This window comes from Streptomyces sp., from assembly GCF_031181555.1.
Lineage (GTDB): Bacteria > Actinomycetota > Actinomycetes > Streptomycetales > Streptomycetaceae > Streptomyces > Streptomyces fimbriatus.
In genome coordinates this window covers 1-17,843 of record NZ_JAPSKQ010000139.1, presented here as the reverse complement: position 1 = coordinate 17,843, position 17,843 = coordinate 1, and the positions used below count along the sequence as shown (strand labels likewise).

Sequence of the window (17,843 nt, the reverse complement as noted above, 5' to 3'; positions counted from 1 at the left end):
AATTCCCGGCACAAGGTCGAAGGCAGGGATTTCAGCAATGCGACAGGTCACCCGTAAGGGCCTGATGACCATGGCGGCCGCCACCGGCGTGCTCGCCGCCGCGGGCGGGGCCGCCCACGCCGACTCCGGTGCGCAGGGCGCCGCCGTGGGCTCGCCCGGCGTGCTCTCCGGAAACTCGGTGCAGGCGCCGGTGCACGTGCCGGTCAACGTGTGCGGCAACACGGTCAACGTCGTCGGCGTCCTCAACCCGTCCGTGGGCAACGCCTGCGTCAACCAGGGCGGCTCCTCGCCGGACGGACACGGCGGCTCCGGCGACCGCGGCGACCGCGGCGGGGCGCACGCCGGCGGACACGCCACCGACTCGCCCGGCGTGGCCTCCGGCAACCACGTCCAGGCACCGATCCACGTCCCGGTGAACGTCTGCGGCAACAGCATCGACGTCATCGGCGCCGGCAACGCCACCGCGGGCAACGGCTGCGCCAACGGCGACCCGGGCCACGAGACGCCCGGACAGCCCGGCGCCCCGGACACCCCCGCCGACCCGGGCAGCCCCGAGCAGCCCGGCGACGAGCCGGGCACACCGGCCACCCCGGGCGACCGGGCCCCGGACGACAACCAGCCGGTCGCCCACTCCGTCACCCAGCCCCGGGCCGACGCGCAGCTGGCACAGACCGGCAGCGAGCTGCCCATGGGCCTCGTCCTGCCGGTCGGCGCGGGAGCGCTGCTCGCCGGCGCGGTCCTCTACCGCAAGGCGCGGGCCGCTGCGTGACACCGGACACACGGAGCGGGCCCCGCGACCGCGGGGCCCGCTCCGTTCCGTGATTCCCGTCGGCCGACCGGGCTCACCAGGTGGCGCGCACCTGGCGGATGATCCGCCGCCGCAGCCGCACCCTGCGGCTGCCGTCACGCATCAGCGTCAGGCGGTACAACTCCCAGTGACCGTACTCTGCATGGTCCGTCAGCAGACGTGCCGTGTCCTTGCGGGAGACCCCGCGCGGTACGTGCACGTCGACAAATTCGTATTCCGGCATCGCATCTATTGTGCGGTCCGGCCCCCGGTACGGATAGCGTCTGCACTATGTCTGATGCTGCGCAGTCCACCGCTGCCGAGGTACGCGCCGCCGCCGAGGCGGTCAAGACCGCGCTCGACCGCCACCTGGCCGCGGTCGAACGCAGGTCGGGGGAGGACGACCCGGCCGTCTACGAGGCGTTCAACCAGCTGGCCGCGGCCGCGGAGGCGTACGACGAACTGCTCTACGACCGCTACGACGAGGTCACGCCCTTCGAGATCCCCGGTGCGGAGGACGCGCTGCCGCCCTACTCCGGCCCCGAGGAGCCGAGCGCGCTCAGCGTCCTGATCCGCCGCGACTACGCCGTCGCCGAGCCACAGCGGCTGCTCGCCCACGCCCAGCGGATCGAGGCGGCGGACGACGAGGAGGACGCGACGGCCTCCGGCACCGTCCACGGCGCGCTCGGCCTGCTGTTCGGCGAGTTCGAGCCGGACGAGATCGCCTCCCGGCACAAGGAGTTCGGTCTGGAGGAGGGCGACTCCACGCTCTGGGTGACGGCGTCGGACGAACCCGCCGAACCCGGCGAGTGGCTGGAGGCGCCGTTCGAGCAGGTGGACCCGCAACGGGTCGTCTGCCGCTTCGACGTCAGCGCGGTCTTCGACGACGACCTCGACGACGACACCGACGAGGACGAGGACGAACTGGACCCGGCCCTGGACGAGGACGAGGACCTGGACCCGCTCGACGCGGACCGCTGACCGCGTTCCTCCCGGCGGCGGTGACACGGGGTGTCACCGCCGCCGCCCTGCGCCGGCCCCGGACTCAGCCGTCGGCCGCCGGCACCTGCGGCGCCAGCAGCACCGGCAACCGGGTCGTCCGCGGCTTCGCCGCCACCTCGGCCACGGCACGCGGCAGGGCCTGCTCCACACCGTGCACCACGGACAGGTGCCGGTCGGCCCGGCTGAACGCCGTGTACACCCAGGGCCGGCTCAGCGCGGGAACGGCGTCACCGGGCAGCACCACGACGACCGCGGGCCACCGGCAGCCCACCGCCTGGTGCGCGGTCAGCGCCCACCCGTGCCGGACGGACTGCTCCACCCGCTCCCTCGGTACGACGACCTCCTCGCCCCCGCACGCCAGGTGCAGCCCCTCGCCATCGGCCTTCACCACGCGGCCCGGCAGCGTCCGCCCCGGAACGGGGGAGTAGGCGATCCGGTCGCCCGGATCGAATCCGCCGAACCGCCCCGGCCCCGGATTGAGCCGCTCCTTCAGCGCCGCGTTCAGCACACGCGTGCCCACCGCACCGCCGTGTCCCGGTGTGATCACCTGCGTCTCCTCGGCCGGCACACCGATCGCGCGCGGCACCGAGTCCACCACGAGCTGCACGGTCCGGTGCACGGCCTCTCCCGCGTCCCGCACCGGCACGATCACGACCTCCTTGCCGGGCGCGTCCACCTGATGCAGCTCGCCGACGCCGATCCCGGAGACCAGCTCGCCCAGCGGCCCGGGATCCGGCCGTCGGGAGGCGATCTGCGGGCAGATCCGCGCCGCCAGCAGATCCGCGAAGACCCGGCCCGCGCCCACGGACCACAGCACCCCCGGATCACCGGCCAGCACCAGCCGGGCGCCGTCCGGCAGCGACTCCGTGACCAGGGCGGCCGTCTCGACGTCCAGCTGCGGGGCGTCCAGCACGACGAGCAGGTCCACATCGAGCGCCCCGTCGGCGTCCCGCCCCGGCCCCTCGGCACCGGACAGCAGCCCGGCGACGGTGGCGACACCCGGGCCCTCCACCAGCGCCGCGAACCGCGCCCGCCCGACCGGGCCGTGCGTGGCGGCCCAGGCGCGCAGCCCCATGCCGTGCGCGGCGCCCAGCAGCGCCGCCGGCTCGGCCAGGGAGGCCTCCCCGCCGGTGTGCAGCACGAGACCGTGCCCGGCGACCGCCCGGATCAGCTCACCGGCGGACCCCTCCGCCGAGGCGGCGGCCCGCTCCCACCCCTCGTCCGAGCCGTCCTGCTTGGGCACGGAGCCGACCAGCCGGGCCAGACCGTCGGCAAGGCTCTCCTCGGCCAGCGCGTACCGCTCCAGCCCCACCAGCACCCGGACCGGCCGTTCCTCGCCCTCCTCCTGTCCCTCCTGCGGCGCCGGCCCCCCGGCCTCCGTCACCGCGTCCTGGAAGACGAGAACGTCCCCCTCCGAGACGGCGTTCTGCACGGTCCCCTCGGGATCCGGCACCCCCTGCCGCCCCAGCGCGCCCACCAGCGCGGACATCTCCAGAGCGGTGTGCCCGGCCAGCGCAGCCTGCTCCAGCAGCCACACGGTGACCGCCCGCCCCCGCCGCTCGTCGTCCGGCCCGGCCCCGGTGCCGAGCAGCGCCCGCGCGAACCCGTCGGCCTGTTCGGGCCGCACACCGGCGACCCGCAGCAACTGCCAGGGGTCGGCGCGCAGCACCTCCGCGCCTCCCTCGCCCAGCACGGCGGCAGCCTGAACGGCGAGCCCCTCGGGCGCGCCCCCCCGGGCCAGCACCTCCCGCACGCCCTCGACGACGCCGGCGGCGGGAACCGCCTCGCCGGAGACCGCCGGTGCCCGCCGCACCGGCTCGGGGGCGGGCCGACGCGGCGCGGCGGGTGCCTCCTCGAACACCGTGGCGGCCGGCCTCTCACCGCTCTCCACGGCCCGCACGGCGGCAAGGAGGTCGGCCGCCTTGCCGCTCAGCTTGCCGCCGGCCTCGATCCGCCCCTGCTTCTCCGCCTTCCGCCGCTCGATGCGCTCCCGCTCGATCTGCTGGGCACGCAGCTCGGCCTCGGCCTCGGACACCTGCGCACCTTCGGCCTCGGACACCTGCGCACCCTCGGCGGAGGCACCGTCCGCGCCCGGCGTCCCCGGCTCGGCGTCCTCCGTGTTCTCGGGCGGCTCCGTGCTCACAGCGTGCTCCAGTCGTGATCGGGATAGCGGTGCACGGGCGCCGACACGTCGTCGAGCGCCCGGCAGATCTCGTCAGGAAGACTAAGGGCCTCCACTGACAATGCCGCCGTGAGCTGCTGCGCGTTGCGCGCGCCGACGATGGGGGCGGCCACACCGGGCCGGTCCCGGACCCAGGCGAGCGCCACCTGCAGCGCGGTCACGGCGAGTCCGTCCGCCGCCGTCGTCACCGCGTCCACGATCCTGCTCGCCGTGTCGTCGAGATACGGCGCGACGAACGGCGCCATGTGCTCCGAGGCACCGCGCGAGTCCGACGGAGTGACGTCGCCCCGGTACTTGCCGGTCAGCACGCCCCGCCCGAGCGGAGAGGACGGCAGCAGCCCGATCCCCAGATCGATCGCGGCGGGCAGCACCTCCCGCTCCACCCCGCGCTGCAGCAGCGAGTACTCCATCTGCGTGCTCGCCAGCCGGGCCCGCGCCCCCGGCACGGCCAACTGCCAGGTCGCCGCCTTGGCCAGCTGCCACCCGCAGAAGTTGGACACGCCGGCATAGCGGGCCCGCCCGCTGCCGACCGCGATGTCGAGGGCCTGGAGCGTCTCCTCCAACGGGGTGTCGGCGTCGTAGGCGTGAACATGCCACAAGTCGACGTAGTCGGTGCCGAGCCGCGCCAGCGAGGCGTCCAGCGCGGAGAGCAGGTGCCCGCGCGAGCCGTCGAACCGGCGGTCCGGATCCGGCACGCTCCCGGCCTTCGTCGAGATCACCAGGTCCCGGCGCGGCACCAGCCCTTCCATCAGCCTCCCGAGCAGGTACTCGGCCTCCCCGTCGCCGTACACGTCCGCGGTGTCGACGAGGGTCCCGCCCGCCTCCCAGAACGTCTTCAAGAGGTCCGCGGCGTCATGCTCGTCGGTGTCCCGCCCCCAGGTCAGGGTCCCGAGCCCGATCCGGGACACACGCAGGCCGGTACGGCCGAGATGCCTCTGCTCCATGAACGCCGAGATTACTGGCCGGACCCCGAAGTGTGTGGGGCCTGTGGACAAGGGATTTCCGGGGTGCGGCGGAACCGGGAGCACGCACCCCCCTCCCCGCCGCCGGAGGTATAGGGTCGGCGCACAAGGGACGTTACTGATCGGTAAGGGGAGACGGCCATGCAGCTCGGGATCAACCTCGGCTACTGGGGCGCCGGAATGGACGCGGACAACCTCGCCGTGGCGCGGGAGGCGGACCGCCTCGGTTACGCGGTCTGCTGGGCCGCCGAGGCCTACGGCTCCGACGCCGCCACCGTGCTCGCCTGGGTCGCCGCCCGGACCGAGCGCATCGACGTCGGCTCGGCCATCTTCCAGATCCCCGCCCGCCAGCCCGCCATGACCGCGATGACCGCCGCCACCCTCGACTCCCTCTCCGGCGGCCGCTTCCGCCTCGGCCTCGGCGTCTCCGGCCCGCAGGTCTCGGAGGGCTGGTACGGCGTCAAGTTCGACAAGCCCCTCGCCCGCACCCGCGAGTACGTCGAGATCGTCCGCAAGGCCATGACCCGTGAACGCCTCTCCTACGAGGGCGAGCACTGGACCCTCCCCCTCCCCGGCGGCCCCGGCAAGCCGATCAAGCTCACCGTGCACCCGCAGCGCGAGCACATCCCGCTCTACATCGCCGCGATCGGCCCGAAGAACCTCGAGCAGACCGGCGAGATCGCCGACGGCGCCCTGCTGATCTTCCCCTCCGCCGAGCACCTCGAGGACACCGCCGTCAAGCACCTGCGCGCGGGCCGCGAGAAGGCCGGCAAGACCCTCGACGGCTTCGACGTCTGCCCCACCGTCCCCCTCGCCGTCGGCGACGACAAGGACGTCACCGCGCTCGCCGACACCTTCCGCCCCTACACCGCGCTGTACGTCGGCGGCATGGGCAGCCGCAAGCAGAACTTCTACAACCAGCTCGCGCAGCGCATGGGGTACGAGGAGGAAGCCGCCGAGATCCAGGACAAGTACCTGTCCGGCGACAAGCAGGGCGCGGCGGCCGCCGTGCCGCACGACCTGATCGACAAGACCACCCTCCTCGGCTCGGTCGACCGCATCGCCGACCGGATGAAGGCCTACGCCGCCGCCGGGGTCACCACCCTCACCCTCGCCCCGGCCGGCTTCACGCTCGACGAGCGCCTCGCGTCCCTCCGCGCCGGCACCGAGGCCCTGGAACGCGCCGGTCTCGCCTAGCCGGGTCTCCACGGCCGTGGTGGGGGCTCGGGGGGCTTCCCCGCCACGGCCGTCACGGAGCACAACGCGGACCGGTCCCCGGGGTTACGCCCGCCTCGCGTACGCCTCCGGATCCCCCCGCGGGTCCCCCTTTCGGCCGGACACGGCCGCGCCATCCGGCGCACCCTGCGGGAGTGCGCGCTCGCGGAGATCCGCGTCCACCGGGACGTCAGCCTCGCGGTGATGGCCCGCACGGGCCGCATCCTCGGCTGGTCCAGGCCCAAGGCGGCGCTCCTCACGGCGGGCGTCCACGCGGTGTACGCGTACGAGCGCCTGGGCGGCTGGCGCCGCATGGTCTCGCTCAGGATGCCCGAACGCCGCAACGCGCTCGGGGGCCCCGCGAGCGCCGCCCCGGAGTTCGCCTGACCCGCCCGCTGCACGCGCGGTCCCTACATCCACCCCCGCTGCTTGAACAACCGGTACAGCAGCACCTCCAGCACGGCCATCAGCGCGACCACCGCCGGATACGACCACATCCACCGCAGCTCCGGCATGTGCTCGAAGTTCATGCCGTAGACCCCCGCGATCATCGTGGGGACCGCGGCCATGGCCGCCCACGCGGAGATCTTCCGCATGTCGTCGTTCTGCCGCACGCTCATCTGGGCCAGATGAGCCGAGAGGATGTCCGACACCAGACGGTCCAGCCCTTCCACGGACTCGTTGACGCGCGTGAGGTGATCGTGCACGTCACGGAAGAAGGGCCGCGCCTTCTCCTCCACGAAGGGCACGCGCACACCGGACGTCCCCGTCCCCGCCAGCCGTGACATCGGCAGCACCAGCGGACCGGTCGCCCGGCGGAACTCCAGGATCTGCCGCTTGAAGCCGTAGATCCGCGACGCGGTGTGCCGCGAGCCGCCGCCGTCGGGGGAGAAGACCTCCGCCTCCAGTTCCTCCAGGTCGGTCTGCAGCTCGATCGCCACGTCCAGGTAGTGGTCGACGACGGCGTCGGCGATCGCGTACAGCACCGACGTCGGCCCCTTGCCCAGCAGCTCGGGCTCCCGCTCCAGCCGGTTCCGTACGGCGCCCAGCGGGGCGCCCTCCCCGTGCCGGACGGTCACCACGAACGCGTCCCCGAGGAAGATCATGACCTCGCCGGAGGAGACGGTGTCGCTGTGCGGCTCGTACACCACCGGCTTGAGGACCAGGAACAGCGAGTCGTCGTACACCTCCAGCTTGGGCCGCTGATGCGCCTTGAGGGCGTCCTCGACCGCCAGCGGGTGCAGCGCGAACTCCTGCGAGACCAGGTCGAACTCGTCCTCCGTCGGCTCGTGCAGCCCGATCCAGACGAAGCCCCCCGCCGACCGCGCCTCGGCCAGTGCGTCGGAGAAATCCTCGGGCCCCTCCGACCGGTGCCCCTCCCGGTAGACGGCGCAGTCGACGATCACGGAGCGCATTCTCCCTTCGTACGACGGACCCCGCACGCGTGTGTGCGCCTACCCTGGGCCGCATGCCCACGTTGCTCCTGGTCCGGCACGGACGTTCCACCGCCAACACCGAGGGACTGCTCGCCGGCTGGACGCCCGGCGTCGCCCTCGACGACCGCGGGGCCGCGCAGGCCGCCGCACTGCCCGGACGGCTCGCCGAGCTGCCGCTCTCCGAGATCGTCACCAGCCCGCTCCAGCGCTGCCGGGAGACGGTCCGGCCGCTGCTGGACGCCCGGCCCCACCTCACCCCCCACACCGACGACCGCATCGGCGAGTGCCACTACGGCGACTGGTCGGGCCGCAAGCTCGCCGAGCTCAAGGACGAGCCCCTGATGGAGGTGGTGCAGGCCCACCCGTCGGCGGCGGCGTTCCCCGGCGGGGAGTCCATGCGCGCGATGCAGACGCGCGCCGCCGAGGCGGTGCGCGAGTGGAACGCGCGCGTGGAGCGCGACCACGGCGCCGACGCCGTGTATCTCATGTGTTCGCACGGGGACATCATCAAGTCTCTCGTCGCGGAGGCACTCGGACTTCATCTCGACCTCTTCCAGCGGATTTCCGTGGAACCGTGTTCCATTACCGCGATCCGCTACACACGATTGCGCCCCTTTCTCGTCCGGCTCGGCGACACCGGCGACTTCACGTCCCTGGCGCCGCGCGAGGAACCGCCCGCCGACGAAGCCACGGTCGGGGGCGACGCGGGCGCACCGTGATCGTCGGCCGCAGTAGGGTGAAGCGGTCGCAGCAGTGCGCTCCCGTTCGAACAGCCGCCCGTTCCCACGACTCTCAATGGAGACAGGACGTGTCCCGTCAGGTGTTCCTCTACGACCAACCGGAACGTTTCGTGGCCGGTACGGTCGGGCTACCAGGGCGCCGTACGTTCTTCCTCCAGGCCTCCGCCGGATCCCGGGTGACCAGCGTGGCCCTGGAGAAGACCCAGGTCGCGGCACTCGCCGAGCGCATGGACGAACTGCTCGACGAGGTCGTGCGCCGCAGCGGCGGCAGCGCCGCGGTACCCGCCATGGCACCGACCGAGATCACCGACACCGCCCCGCTGGACACCCCCGTGGAGGAGGAGTTCCGCGTCGGCACCATGGCGCTCGCCTGGGACGGCGAGGAGCAGCGCATGATCGTCGAGGCCCAGGCCCTCGTCGAACTGGACGCCGAATCCGAGGAAGACCTCGCCGAGGCCGAGGAGCGGCTGCTCCAGGACGAGGAGAACGGGCCCCCGATGCTCCGCGTCCGGCTCACCGGCGCGCAGGCCCGGGCCTTCGCCAAGCGCGCCCTCGACGTCGTCAACGCGGGGCGGCCGCCGTGCCCGCTGTGCAGCCTCCCGCTCGACCCGGAAGGACACGTATGTCCGCGCCAGAACGGATACCGCCGCGGAGCGTGACGACCGCCGACCCGGCCGCCGCCGTCCTGCTCGCCGAGGGCGAGCTGACCGTGCGCGGACGCATCCGTGAGGCGTCGAACGCGGCGCTGTACTGCACCGTGACGCACGAGGGCCGGGAGGCCGCCTGCGTCTACAAGCCGGTCGCCGGGGAGCGCCCCCTGTGGGACTTCCCCGACGGCACGCTCGCCGGACGCGAGGTCGCCGCGTACGAGGTCTCCGAGGCGACCGGCTGGGGACTCGTGCCGCCCACCGTGCTGCGCGAGGGCCCGTACGGCGAGGGCATGTGCCAGCTGTGGATCGAGACGGCGCCGGGCGCGGACCTGCTCGCCCTGGTGGACGGCGAGGAGCCGGAACCCGGCTGGAAGGCGATCGGCTTCGCGGAGGTCGGCGAGGGCCGCACCGCGCTGCTCGTGCACGCCGACGACGAACGGCTGCGCCGGCTGGCCGTGCTCGACGCGGTGATCAACAACGCCGACCGCAAGGGCGGGCATCTGCTGCCCACCGCGGGGGGCCGGCTGTACGGCATCGACCACGGGGTCACCTTCAACGTCGAGGACAAGCTGCGCACCCTGCTGTGGGGCTGGGCGGGGGAGCCGCTGACCGAGGAGGCGCTCGACGTCCTCAAGGGCCTCAGGAAGGCCCTCACGGACGGTGGCGCGCTCGCCGCCCGGCTGGCCCCTCTGATCACCTCCGCGGAAATCGACGCCACGCGCGGGCGCGTCGAGTCGCTGATCACCACCGGCACCCACCCGGAGCCCGGCGGACAGTGGCCGGCGATCCCCTGGCCCCCGGTCTGACCGGACCCGCGGGCACACCGGGTGGCGCCGCGCAAGAGTGCCTTCCCGGTCGACCGGCCCGCTCCGGTTCGTATCCGGAACCGCGGTCCGGTTAGGCTCATGGCATGCATGCCTGGCCCGCCTCCGAAGTCCCCGCCCTGCCCGGTCAGGGCCGCGACCTGAGGATCCACGACACCGCGACCGGGGGCCCGATCACCCTCGACCCCGGTCCCGTCGCCCGTATCTACGTCTGCGGCATCACCCCGTACGACGCCACCCACATAGGGCACGCGGCGACCTACAACGCGTTCGACCTGGTGCAGCGCGTGTGGCTCGACACCAAGCGGCAGGTGCACTACGTCCAGAACGTCACCGACGTCGACGACCCCCTGCTGGAGCGGGCCGAGCGGGACGGTCTCGACTGGGCCGCCCTCGCGGAGAAGGAGACCGCGCTCTTCCGCGAGGACATGACCGCCCTGCGGATGCTGCCGCCGCGGCACTACATAGGAGCCGTGGAGGCCATACCCGGCATCGTCCCGCTCGTCGAGCGGCTGCGCGACCTCGGCGCGGCCTACGAGCTCGAGGGCGACATCTACTTCTCCGTCGAGTCCGACCCGCACTTCGGCCAGGTCTCGAACCTCGACGCCGCCGCCATGCGGCTGCTGTCCGCCGAGCGCGGCGGTGACCCGGACCGTCCGGGCAAGAAGAACCCCGTCGACCCGATGCTCTGGATGGCCGCCCGCGAGGGCGAGCCGAGCTGGGACGGCGGTTCGCTCGGCCGGGGCCGGCCCGGCTGGCACATCGAGTGCGTGGCCATCGCCCTCGACCACCTCGGCATGGGCTTCGACGTCCAGGGCGGCGGCTCCGACCTGGTCTTCCCGCACCACGAGATGGGCGCCTCCCACGCCCAGGTGCTCACCGGCGAGTTCCCCATGGCCAAGGCGTACGTCCACGCCGGCATGGTCGCCCTGCACGGCGAGAAGATGTCCAAGTCCAAGGGCAACCTGGTCTTCGTCTCCCAGCTGCGGCGCGACGGCGTCGACCCGGCCGCCATCCGGCTCGCGCTGCTCGCCCACCACTACCGCGCCGACTGGGAGTGGACCGACCAGGTCCTCCAGGACGCCGTGACCCGCCTCGGCCACTGGCGCGCCGCCGTCTCCCGTCCCGACGGCCCGCCCGCCGAGGCGCTGGTCGAGGAGATCCGCGAGGCCCTCGCCAACGACCTGGACGCCCCGGCCGCGCTGGCCGCCGTCGACCGCTGGGTCGTGCTCCAGGAGCAGAGCGGCGGTACGGACACGGGCGCGCCCGGCGTCGTCTCCCGCGCGGTGGACGCGCTGCTCGGCGTCGCGCTGTAACCGCCACGACCACGGCAGGGGCGCCCCGTCCTCGGACGGGGCGCCCCTGTTCCCTTCGGTCCTGTCCCGCTCAGTCCTCCGACGACTCCTCGTCGCCCCTGTCGGGCTTGTCCGGCTTCGGAGGCCTGGACGGCCGGGCCCGGCCGCCCGGGCCGTCCCGCAGACCCGGGTTGTCCCGCAGGTACGACGTGCCGTCGCCGCCGTCGGCCGTGGCGTGTCCGCCGGGCGGGCCCGACGCGCCGTCACGGCGCCGCAGGTAGCGCTCGAACTCCCGGGCGATCGCCTCGCCCGACGCCTCCGGCAGCTCGGCGGTGTCCCGGGCCTCCTCCAGCGTCTGGACGTACTCGGCGACCTCGCTGTCCTCCGCGGCCAGTTGGTCCACGCCCACCTGCCAGGCACGCGCGTCCTCGGGCAGCTCGCCCAGCGGGATCCGCACGTCGATCAGGTCCTCGAGGCGGTTGAGGAGGGCCAGGGTGGCCTTCGGGTTGGGCGGCTGCGACACGTAGTGCGGGACCGCCGCCCACAGCGACACGGCCGGGACACCGGCGTGCGTGCACGCCTCCTGGAGGATGCCGACGATGCCCGTGGGGCCCTCGTACTTGGTCTCCTCCAGGTCCATGCGGCGGGCCAGGTCCGGGTCGGACGTGGTTCCGCTGATCGGGACCGGACGGGTGTGCGGGGTGTCACCGAGCAGGGCGCCCAGGATGACCACCAGCTCCACGCCGAGCTCGTGCGCGAAGCCGAGGATCTCGTTGCAGAACGAGCGCCACCGCATGGACGGTTCGATGCCGCGGACCAGCACCAGGTCGCGCGGCTTCTCGCCGCCGACCCGGACCACCGACAGTCGCGTCGTCGGCCAGGTGATCCTGCGCACCCCGCCGTCCATGAACACCGTGGGCCGGTTCACCTGGAAGTCGTAGTAGTCCTCGGCGTCCAGCGCCGCGAACACCTCGCCCTTCCATTCCCTGTCCAGATGCGCGACCGCGGTGGAGGCGGCGTCGCCGGCATCGTTCCAGCCCTCGAACGCGGCCACCATGACCGGGTCGATCAGCTCGGGAACCCCCTCGAGCTCGATCACCCAGCGCCTCCTTCCGACGTGCCCTCGCGTACGTCCCAACCTTACGGCGTACCGGGGGGACGCCCGCAGCCCCCTCACGGGGTAGTGCCCCATCACTGCCCCGCCGGGCACCGGGAAACACCCCTCGGCGGTCCGGGCCCCGCAGACGCGCGGCGGGGCTCACGGCGCGGAGCGCAGCCACTGCTCCACGCTCGCGATGTGCACCGTCGCCCAGGACCGCGCCGCCTCGGCGTCCCGGGCCCGCAGGGCGGCGAGGATCGCCCGGTGCTCGCGCAGGGTGCGGCCGACCGCGTCCTGGGTGAGACCGCGCCAGACGCGGGCCCGCGTGGTGGGCCCGGACAGACCGTCGAGCAGGGAGCACAGCACGGAGTTGCCGGCGCTGCGCACGATGGCCCGGTGGAAGTCCAGGTCGGCGGCGACCAGTTCCTCCACGGACGGCTCGTCACCGAGGTCGTCCAACTGCTTGGCCAACGCGTCCAGTCGCTCCTCGGCGATCCGGGTGGCCGCGAGGGCCGTCGCGGCCGGTTCCAGGATGCGGCGCACGGCGAGGAACTCCAGGACCGTGTCGTCGCGGTGGAAGTCGACGACGAAACTCAGTGCCTCCAGCAGGAGTTGCGGATCGAGGCTGGTGACGTACGTGCCGTCGCCCTGGCGCACGTCCAGGATGCGGATCAGCGACAGCGCACGCACCGCCTCGCGCAGGGAGTTGCGGGACAGCCCCAGCTCGGCGGCGAGTTCGCTCTCCCTGGGCAGCCGGTCACCGGGGCGCAGCGCACCGGAGACGATCATTCCCTTGATCTTCTGGATCGCCTCGTCGGTGACTGCCATACCCGGCCTCCCTGCCCGTCAGACCTCCGATGTGCCCGCCATTATGCGGACCCGGCGGACGGGCCGGCCCCGCTCACAGCACCAGCTCCAGGGTGAGCTCGTCGTGCAGGGGGATGCCGTGGTCGCCCGTCCTCGGGATGGACGGCTTGAGCCGGCGCGCCGCGTCGACCGTGACGACCTCCAGACCGCCGTCGGCGACCGTGTACGTGAGCAGCCCGGCCAGGACGCCCTCCCGCTCGGCGACCAGTGCCGGCAGCCGTGCCGCGTCGTACACGGTCCCGTGGCCCACGACGGTCGTGCCTCCCCAGGAGGAGACGAGCAGGTCGGTGATCGCCGCACGGTCGGCGGCGGTCGCGGCGCGGACGCGGAGATCCCTCATGGCGGCACACCCTAGGGTCCTCCGGGCCGGTCCCGCACCGGGACAACGCGCAGGGAAAAGGGGCGGCTCCGTCGGCGCGGAGCCGCCCCTCTCCCGTACCGGCTCCCGTGCGGGGGAGCCGGGGCCCTCTCGGTCACATCCCGTCGGACAGGGCCCGGATCACTTCTTGTCGAGCAGACGCTGGACGTTCGCGCGGACCTCGTCGGTGGCCAGGCCGCGGATCGTCAGGGTGGTGCGGCGGCGCAGCACGTCGTCCGCGGTCTGGGCCCACTCGTGGTCGCGGGCCCAGACGACCTGCGCCCAGATCTCCGGCGCGTCCGGGTGGACGCGCTGGGCCAGCGCCGGGTCCTCGTTCGCCAGGCGGGCGATGTCGAAGGCCAGCGAACCGTAGTGGGTGGCCAGGTGCCTGGCGGTGTCCGCGGCCATGCGCGGGCCGGGCGCGGGGCCGTCGACCAGCAGCCGGTGGGCGACCGCGCGGGGGTTGGCGACACCCGGCAGCGGCAGCTTCTTCGGCAGCGCGGAGACCGGCTCGAAGTCGTCGCCCAGCGGGTGACCCGGCAGCGTCTGGAGCTTCTGCATCACCGTGCGGCCGATGTGCCGGAAGGTGGTCCACTTGCCGCCCGCCACGGACAGCATGCCGCCCCGCCCCTCGGTGACGACCGTCTCCCGCTTCGCCTTCGCCGTGTCCCCGGGACCGCCCGGCAGCACCCGCAGGCCCGCGAAGGCGTAGGTGATCAGATCACGGTCGAGCTGCTGGTCGCGGATGGAGAACGCGGCCTCGTCGAGGATCTGGGATATGTCCCTGTCGTTGACCGCGACGTCCGCCGGGTCGCCCTCGAACTCCTCGTCGGTCGTGCCGAGCAGCAGCATGTCCTCCCAGGGGAGGGCGAAGGTGATGCGGTACTTGTCGATCGGCGTGGCCAGCGCGGCCCTCCACGGGGAGGTCCGCTTCAGGACCAGGTGCGCGCCCTTCGACAGACGGATGGACGGCGCGGCGTTCGGGTCCTCCATGCGGCGCAGGTGGTCGACCCACGGGCCGGTCGCGTTCAGCACCAGGCGGGCGTTCACGCCGAACTCGTCGCCGGACAGCCGGTCGCGCAGCTCGGCACCGGTGACCCGGCCCCTGGTGAAGCGCAGCCCCGTCACCTCGGCGTGGTTCAGGACGACGGCGCCCGCCTCGACGGCCGCGCGGACCGTCATCAGCGCCATGCGCGCGTCGTTCATCTGGTCGTCGCCGTACACGGCGACGGCCTTGAGGTTCTCGGTGCGCAGCTCGGGCACGTCCTGCGCGGCCTTGGCCGGCGAGAGCAGGTGGCCGACGCCGTCGCCGAAGGCCGACAGCATCGAGTACGCGAAGACACCGGCCCCGAGCTTCGCCGCGCCGTGCGGCCCGCCCTTGTACACGGGGAGGTAGAAGGTGAGCGGGTTCGCCAGGTGGGGGGCCACCTGGCGGGAGACCGCACGGCGCTCGAAGTGGTTCTCCGCCACCAGCTTCACCGCGCCGGTCTGCAGGTAGCGCAGTCCGCCGTGGAGCAGCTTGGAGGAGGCGGAGGAGGTGGCGCCGGCGAAGTCGCCGGCGTCCACCAGAGCCACCCTGAGGCCGGACTGCGCGGCGTGCCAGGCGGTGGAGATGCCCAGGATGCCGCCGCCGATCACGAGAAGGTCGTACGACGCCTTGGAAAGCTGCTCCCGGGTCTCGGCGCGGCTCGGGTTCGAGCCGGACGCCGGGCGCGTCCCCAGGGCAGGCACGGACTGCAGGGTGGACTGAGTGGTCATTGCGGTTTCTTACTCCTCGTCCTCGAGCCAGCCCATGGTCCGCTCGACGGCCTTGAGCCAGTTCTTGTACTCACGGTCGCGGGTCTCCGCGTCCATGCGGGGGGTCCACTCGGCGGCCCGCCGCCAGTTGGCGCGCAGGTCGTCGGTGCTGTTCCAGAAGCCGACGGCGAGGCCGGCGGCGTAGGCGGCGCCGAGGCAGGTGGTCTCGGCGACCATCGGGCGCACCACGGGGGCGTCCAGGAAGTCCGAGAGCGTCTGCATCAGCAGGTTGTTGGAGGTCATGCCGCCGTCGACCTTGAGGGCGGTCAGCTCCACCCCGGAGTCCTTCGTCATGGCGTCCGCGATCTCCCGCGTCTGCCAGGCGGTGGCCTCCAGGACGGCGCGCGCGAGGTGCGCCTTGGTGACGTACCGGGTCAGGCCGGCGATCACACCGCGGGCGTCGGAGCGCCAGTACGGGGCGAACAGACCGGAGAAGGCCGGCACGAAGTAGGCGCCGCCGTTGTCCTCGACCGAGAGCGCGAGCGTCTCGATCTCGGCGGCGGTGGAGATCAGGCCCATCTGGTCGCGCATCCACTGCACCAGCGAGCCGGTGACGGCGATCGAGCCCTCCAGGGCGTAGACCGGCTTGTCGTCGCCGATCTGGTAGCCGACGGTGGTCAGCAGGCCGCTGTAGGAGTTGATGATCTTGTCACCGGTGTTCATCACCATGAAGGTGCCGGTGCCGTACGTCGACTTGGTCTCGCCCTCGGAGAAGCAGGTCTGGCCGAACAGGGCCGCCTGCTGGTCGCCGAGCGCGGAGGCGACCGGGATGCCGCCGAGCAGGTCGCCCAGCCTGCCGCCCTTGATCTCGCCGTAGACCTCGGCGGAGGAGCGGATCTCGGGGAGGATCTGCTTCGGCACGCCGATGGACTCGCAGATCCTGTCGTCCCACTCCATGGTGTGGAGGTTCATGAGCAGGGTGCGGGAGGCGTTGGTGACGTCGGTGACGTGCCGGCCGCCGTCCACCCCGCCGGTCAGGTTCCAGATGACCCAGGTGTCCATGGTGCCGAAGAGGATGTCGCCCGCCTCGGCGCGCTCCTTGAGGCCGTCGACGTGGTCGAGCAGCCAGCGGGCCTTGGGGCCGGCGAAGTAGGAGGCGAGGGGGAGGCCGGTCTCGCGGCGGAAGCGGTCCTGGCCGACGTTGCGGCCGAGCTCGCGGCACAGGGCGTCGGTGCGGGTGTCCTGCCAGACGATGGCGTTGTGGACGGGCTCACCGGTGTTCCTGTCCCACAGCACGGTGGTCTCGCGCTGGTTGGTGATGCCGATGGCCTTGATGTCGTCGCGGGTGATGCCGGCCTTCTCGACGGCTCCGGCGACGACCTCCTGGACGTTGGTCCAGATCTCGGTGGCGTTGTGCTCGACCCAGCCCGGCTTGGGGAAGATCTGCTCGTGCTCCTTCTGGTCGACGGAGACGATGCGCCCGTCGCGGTCGAAGACGATGCAGCGGGAGGAGGTGGTGCCCTGGTCGATGGCTGCGATGAACGGGCCGGCGGTGTGGGCGTCGGTCACTGTGTGCTCCTGGGAGTTCCTTGGTTGAGGGGCTGTGCGTACGGCGCTTCTACAGCATTCGGGGTTCGCGGCGGACCGGTCGCCTAGGCGAAGGCGACGTTGTAGATGCCGGCCGCGATGGCGCCGCCGATCAGCGGACCGACCACCGGGACCCAGGCGTAGGCCCAGTCGGAACCGCCCTTGTTGGGCAGGGGCAGCAGGGCGTGCACGATGCGCGGACCGAGGTCGCGGGCCGGGTTGATCGCGTAACCGGTCGGGCCGCCGAGCGACAGACCGATGGAGACGACCACGAGTGCCGTGATCAGGCCGCCCAGCACACCGAGGCCGTTGCCCGCGTCGTTCAGGCCCTGGGTGAGCACGGCGAGCAGCAGGACGACGGTGCCGATGATCTCCGTCGCGAGGTTCTGCACCGTGTTCCGGATCTCCGGACCGGTGGAGAAGACGCCGAGGACGGGGCCGGCGCCCTTCTCCTGGGCCTCGACCGCCTTGGCGGCGGTGGCCTGCGCGCCCGGACCGCCGACGATCTCCTTGTCGGTCAGGTGCGCCTGGAACTGGCCGTAGTAGGCGATCCAGACCAGAGTCGCACCGATCATCGCGCCGAGGAACTCTCCGGCGAAGTAGGTCGGGACGTTGCTCCACTCGCCGTCCTTGAGGGCGAGCGCCACGGTCACGGCCGGGTTGAGGTGGGCGCCGGAGAGCGGACCGGCGATGTACACCGCGGTCATGACGGCGAAGCCCCACCCGAAGGCGATGGCGAGCCAGCCGGCGTTACGGGCCTTGGAGGCCTTCAGCGTCACGGCGGCACACACACCGCCGCCGAGCAGGATGAGTATGGCGGTACCGATGGTCTCGCCGATGAAGATGTCGGAGCTGGACACCCGCGACTCCTTTGTCCTTCGTCCAGGGAGCCGACCCCCGGGTCCCACCGGGGATTGGCGCCCTCAGGGGTGAGAGCGATGCCGGCCCTTGGCGTTGTCACACTCTAGCGCGTATTGCCGGTAGGTGTTCGACAATGCCGACCGATGGACGGGAGTCTTGCCCGGCACCACGCACGCGTCAAGGGTTTGGTTGTCGAAAGCGCGATCGTTATTGATTGCCGCGAGATGTCGATCTTTGGGCG

Annotated in this window: 17 protein-coding genes and 1 pseudogene; 8 read left to right on the top strand and 10 right to left on the bottom strand. The window is 72.7% G+C overall.

Annotated elements, in window-relative coordinates; all coding sequences use genetic code 11:
• The first annotated feature begins 37 nt into the window (after window positions 1-37).
• On the top strand, window positions 38-769 hold the full coding sequence (locus RIM90_RS23885; RefSeq protein WP_309062809.1) for a chaplin family protein: 732 nt from the start codon (window positions 38-40) through the stop codon (window positions 767-769).
• A 73-nt stretch (window positions 770-842) separates the two neighbouring features.
• Here the strand turns inward: RIM90_RS23885 and RIM90_RS23880 are convergent, their stop codons facing one another.
• Window positions 843-1,031, bottom strand: coding sequence for a DUF5703 family protein (locus RIM90_RS23880; protein ID WP_309062808.1), 189 nt, complete (start codon window positions 1,029-1,031; stop codon window positions 843-845).
• 47 nt (window positions 1,032-1,078) lie between these two features.
• On the opposite strand from RIM90_RS23880, the gene RIM90_RS23875 reads away from it, so the two are divergent.
• Window positions 1,079-1,768 carry a hypothetical protein gene (locus tag RIM90_RS23875; protein ID WP_309062807.1) on the top strand — a complete coding sequence of 230 codons (690 nt, stop codon included), beginning with the start codon at window positions 1,079-1,081 and terminating at the stop codon, window positions 1,766-1,768.
• A gap of 64 nt (window positions 1,769-1,832) precedes the next feature.
• Here the strand turns inward: RIM90_RS23875 and RIM90_RS23870 are convergent, their stop codons facing one another.
• Both RIM90_RS23870 and RIM90_RS23865 read right to left on the bottom strand, forming a co-directional pair.
• Window positions 1,833-3,932 carry a helix-hairpin-helix domain-containing protein gene (locus RIM90_RS23870; RefSeq protein WP_309062806.1) on the bottom strand — a complete coding sequence of 700 codons (2,100 nt, stop codon included), beginning with the start codon at window positions 3,930-3,932 and terminating at the stop codon, window positions 1,833-1,835.
• Window positions 3,929-4,915: an aldo/keto reductase gene (locus RIM90_RS23865; protein ID WP_309062805.1), complete on the bottom strand. Its 987-nt coding sequence runs from the start codon at window positions 4,913-4,915 to the stop codon at window positions 3,929-3,931. Before RIM90_RS23865 ends, RIM90_RS23870 begins: the two co-directional genes overlap by 4 nt.
• Window positions 4,916-5,074: 159 nt before the next feature.
• Here RIM90_RS23865 and RIM90_RS23860 point away from each other — a divergent pair, with 159 nt between their 5' ends.
• Together RIM90_RS23860 and RIM90_RS23855 are read left to right on the top strand one after the other, a co-directional pair.
• On the top strand, window positions 5,075-6,130 hold the full coding sequence (locus RIM90_RS23860; RefSeq protein ID WP_309062804.1) for an LLM class F420-dependent oxidoreductase: 1,056 nt from the start codon (window positions 5,075-5,077) through the stop codon (window positions 6,128-6,130).
• A gap of 135 nt (window positions 6,131-6,265) precedes the next feature.
• Window positions 6,266-6,535, top strand: a pseudogene (locus tag RIM90_RS23855) (ferritin-like domain-containing protein); the annotation flags it as partial.
• A gap of 23 nt (window positions 6,536-6,558) precedes the next feature.
• Here the strand turns inward: RIM90_RS23855 and corA are convergent.
• Entirely contained in the window at window positions 6,559-7,554 is a 996-nt protein-coding gene (corA, locus tag RIM90_RS23850; protein WP_309062810.1) for a magnesium/cobalt transporter CorA, read from the bottom strand.
• Between the two features lie 62 nt (window positions 7,555-7,616).
• Between corA and RIM90_RS23845 the strand changes: the two genes are divergently transcribed.
• The 4 genes from RIM90_RS23845 to mshC all read left to right on the top strand — a co-directional run bounded on the left by RIM90_RS23845 (window position 7,617) and on the right by mshC (window position 11,114).
• The gene (locus RIM90_RS23845; protein WP_309062803.1) at window positions 7,617-8,303 is read left to right on the top strand and encodes a histidine phosphatase family protein; all 687 of its coding nucleotides are present in this window, start codon (window positions 7,617-7,619) and stop codon (window positions 8,301-8,303) included.
• 89 nt (window positions 8,304-8,392) lie between these two features.
• Window positions 8,393-8,983, top strand: coding sequence for a DUF3090 domain-containing protein (locus RIM90_RS23840; protein WP_184824616.1), 591 nt, complete (start codon window positions 8,393-8,395; stop codon window positions 8,981-8,983).
• On the top strand, window positions 8,947-9,780 hold the full coding sequence (locus tag RIM90_RS23835) for an SCO1664 family protein (RefSeq protein WP_309062802.1): 834 nt from the start codon (window positions 8,947-8,949) through the stop codon (window positions 9,778-9,780). Before RIM90_RS23840 ends, RIM90_RS23835 begins: the two co-directional genes overlap by 37 nt.
• A 104-nt stretch (window positions 9,781-9,884) precedes the next feature.
• Window positions 9,885-11,114 (top strand): cysteine--1-D-myo-inosityl 2-amino-2-deoxy-alpha-D-glucopyranoside ligase, encoded by a 1,230-nt coding sequence (gene mshC / locus RIM90_RS23830; RefSeq protein ID WP_309062801.1) that lies wholly within the window; start codon window positions 9,885-9,887, stop codon window positions 11,112-11,114.
• A 70-nt stretch (window positions 11,115-11,184) separates the two neighbouring features.
• Here the strand turns inward: mshC and RIM90_RS23825 are convergent, their stop codons facing one another.
• The 6 genes from RIM90_RS23825 to RIM90_RS23800 form a co-directional block, all read right to left on the bottom strand.
• Complete coding sequence (locus RIM90_RS23825; RefSeq protein ID WP_309062800.1) at window positions 11,185-12,192, bottom strand: PAC2 family protein; 1,008 nt, start codon at window positions 12,190-12,192, stop codon at window positions 11,185-11,187.
• Between the two features lie 159 nt (window positions 12,193-12,351).
• A complete protein-coding gene (locus RIM90_RS23820) occupies window positions 12,352-13,020 on the bottom strand; it encodes a FadR/GntR family transcriptional regulator (RefSeq protein ID WP_309062799.1) in 669 nt (222 codons plus the stop codon).
• A gap of 73 nt (window positions 13,021-13,093) precedes the next feature.
• Entirely contained in the window at window positions 13,094-13,399 is a 306-nt protein-coding gene (locus RIM90_RS23815; protein WP_309062798.1) for a hypothetical protein, read from the bottom strand.
• Window positions 13,400-13,558: 159 nt separating this feature from the next.
• Complete coding sequence (locus tag RIM90_RS23810; protein WP_309062797.1) at window positions 13,559-15,175, bottom strand: glycerol-3-phosphate dehydrogenase/oxidase; 1,617 nt, start codon at window positions 15,173-15,175, stop codon at window positions 13,559-13,561.
• A 9-nt stretch (window positions 15,176-15,184) separates the two neighbouring features.
• Window positions 15,185-16,723, bottom strand: a complete 1,539-nt coding sequence (gene glpK / locus RIM90_RS23805; RefSeq protein ID WP_309062796.1) for a glycerol kinase GlpK — start codon at window positions 16,721-16,723, stop codon at window positions 15,185-15,187.
• Window positions 16,724-16,806: 83 nt separating this feature from the next.
• On the bottom strand, window positions 16,807-17,601 hold the full coding sequence (locus RIM90_RS23800; protein WP_309062795.1) for an MIP/aquaporin family protein: 795 nt from the start codon (window positions 17,599-17,601) through the stop codon (window positions 16,807-16,809).
• Window positions 17,602-17,843: the final 242 nt, after the last annotated feature.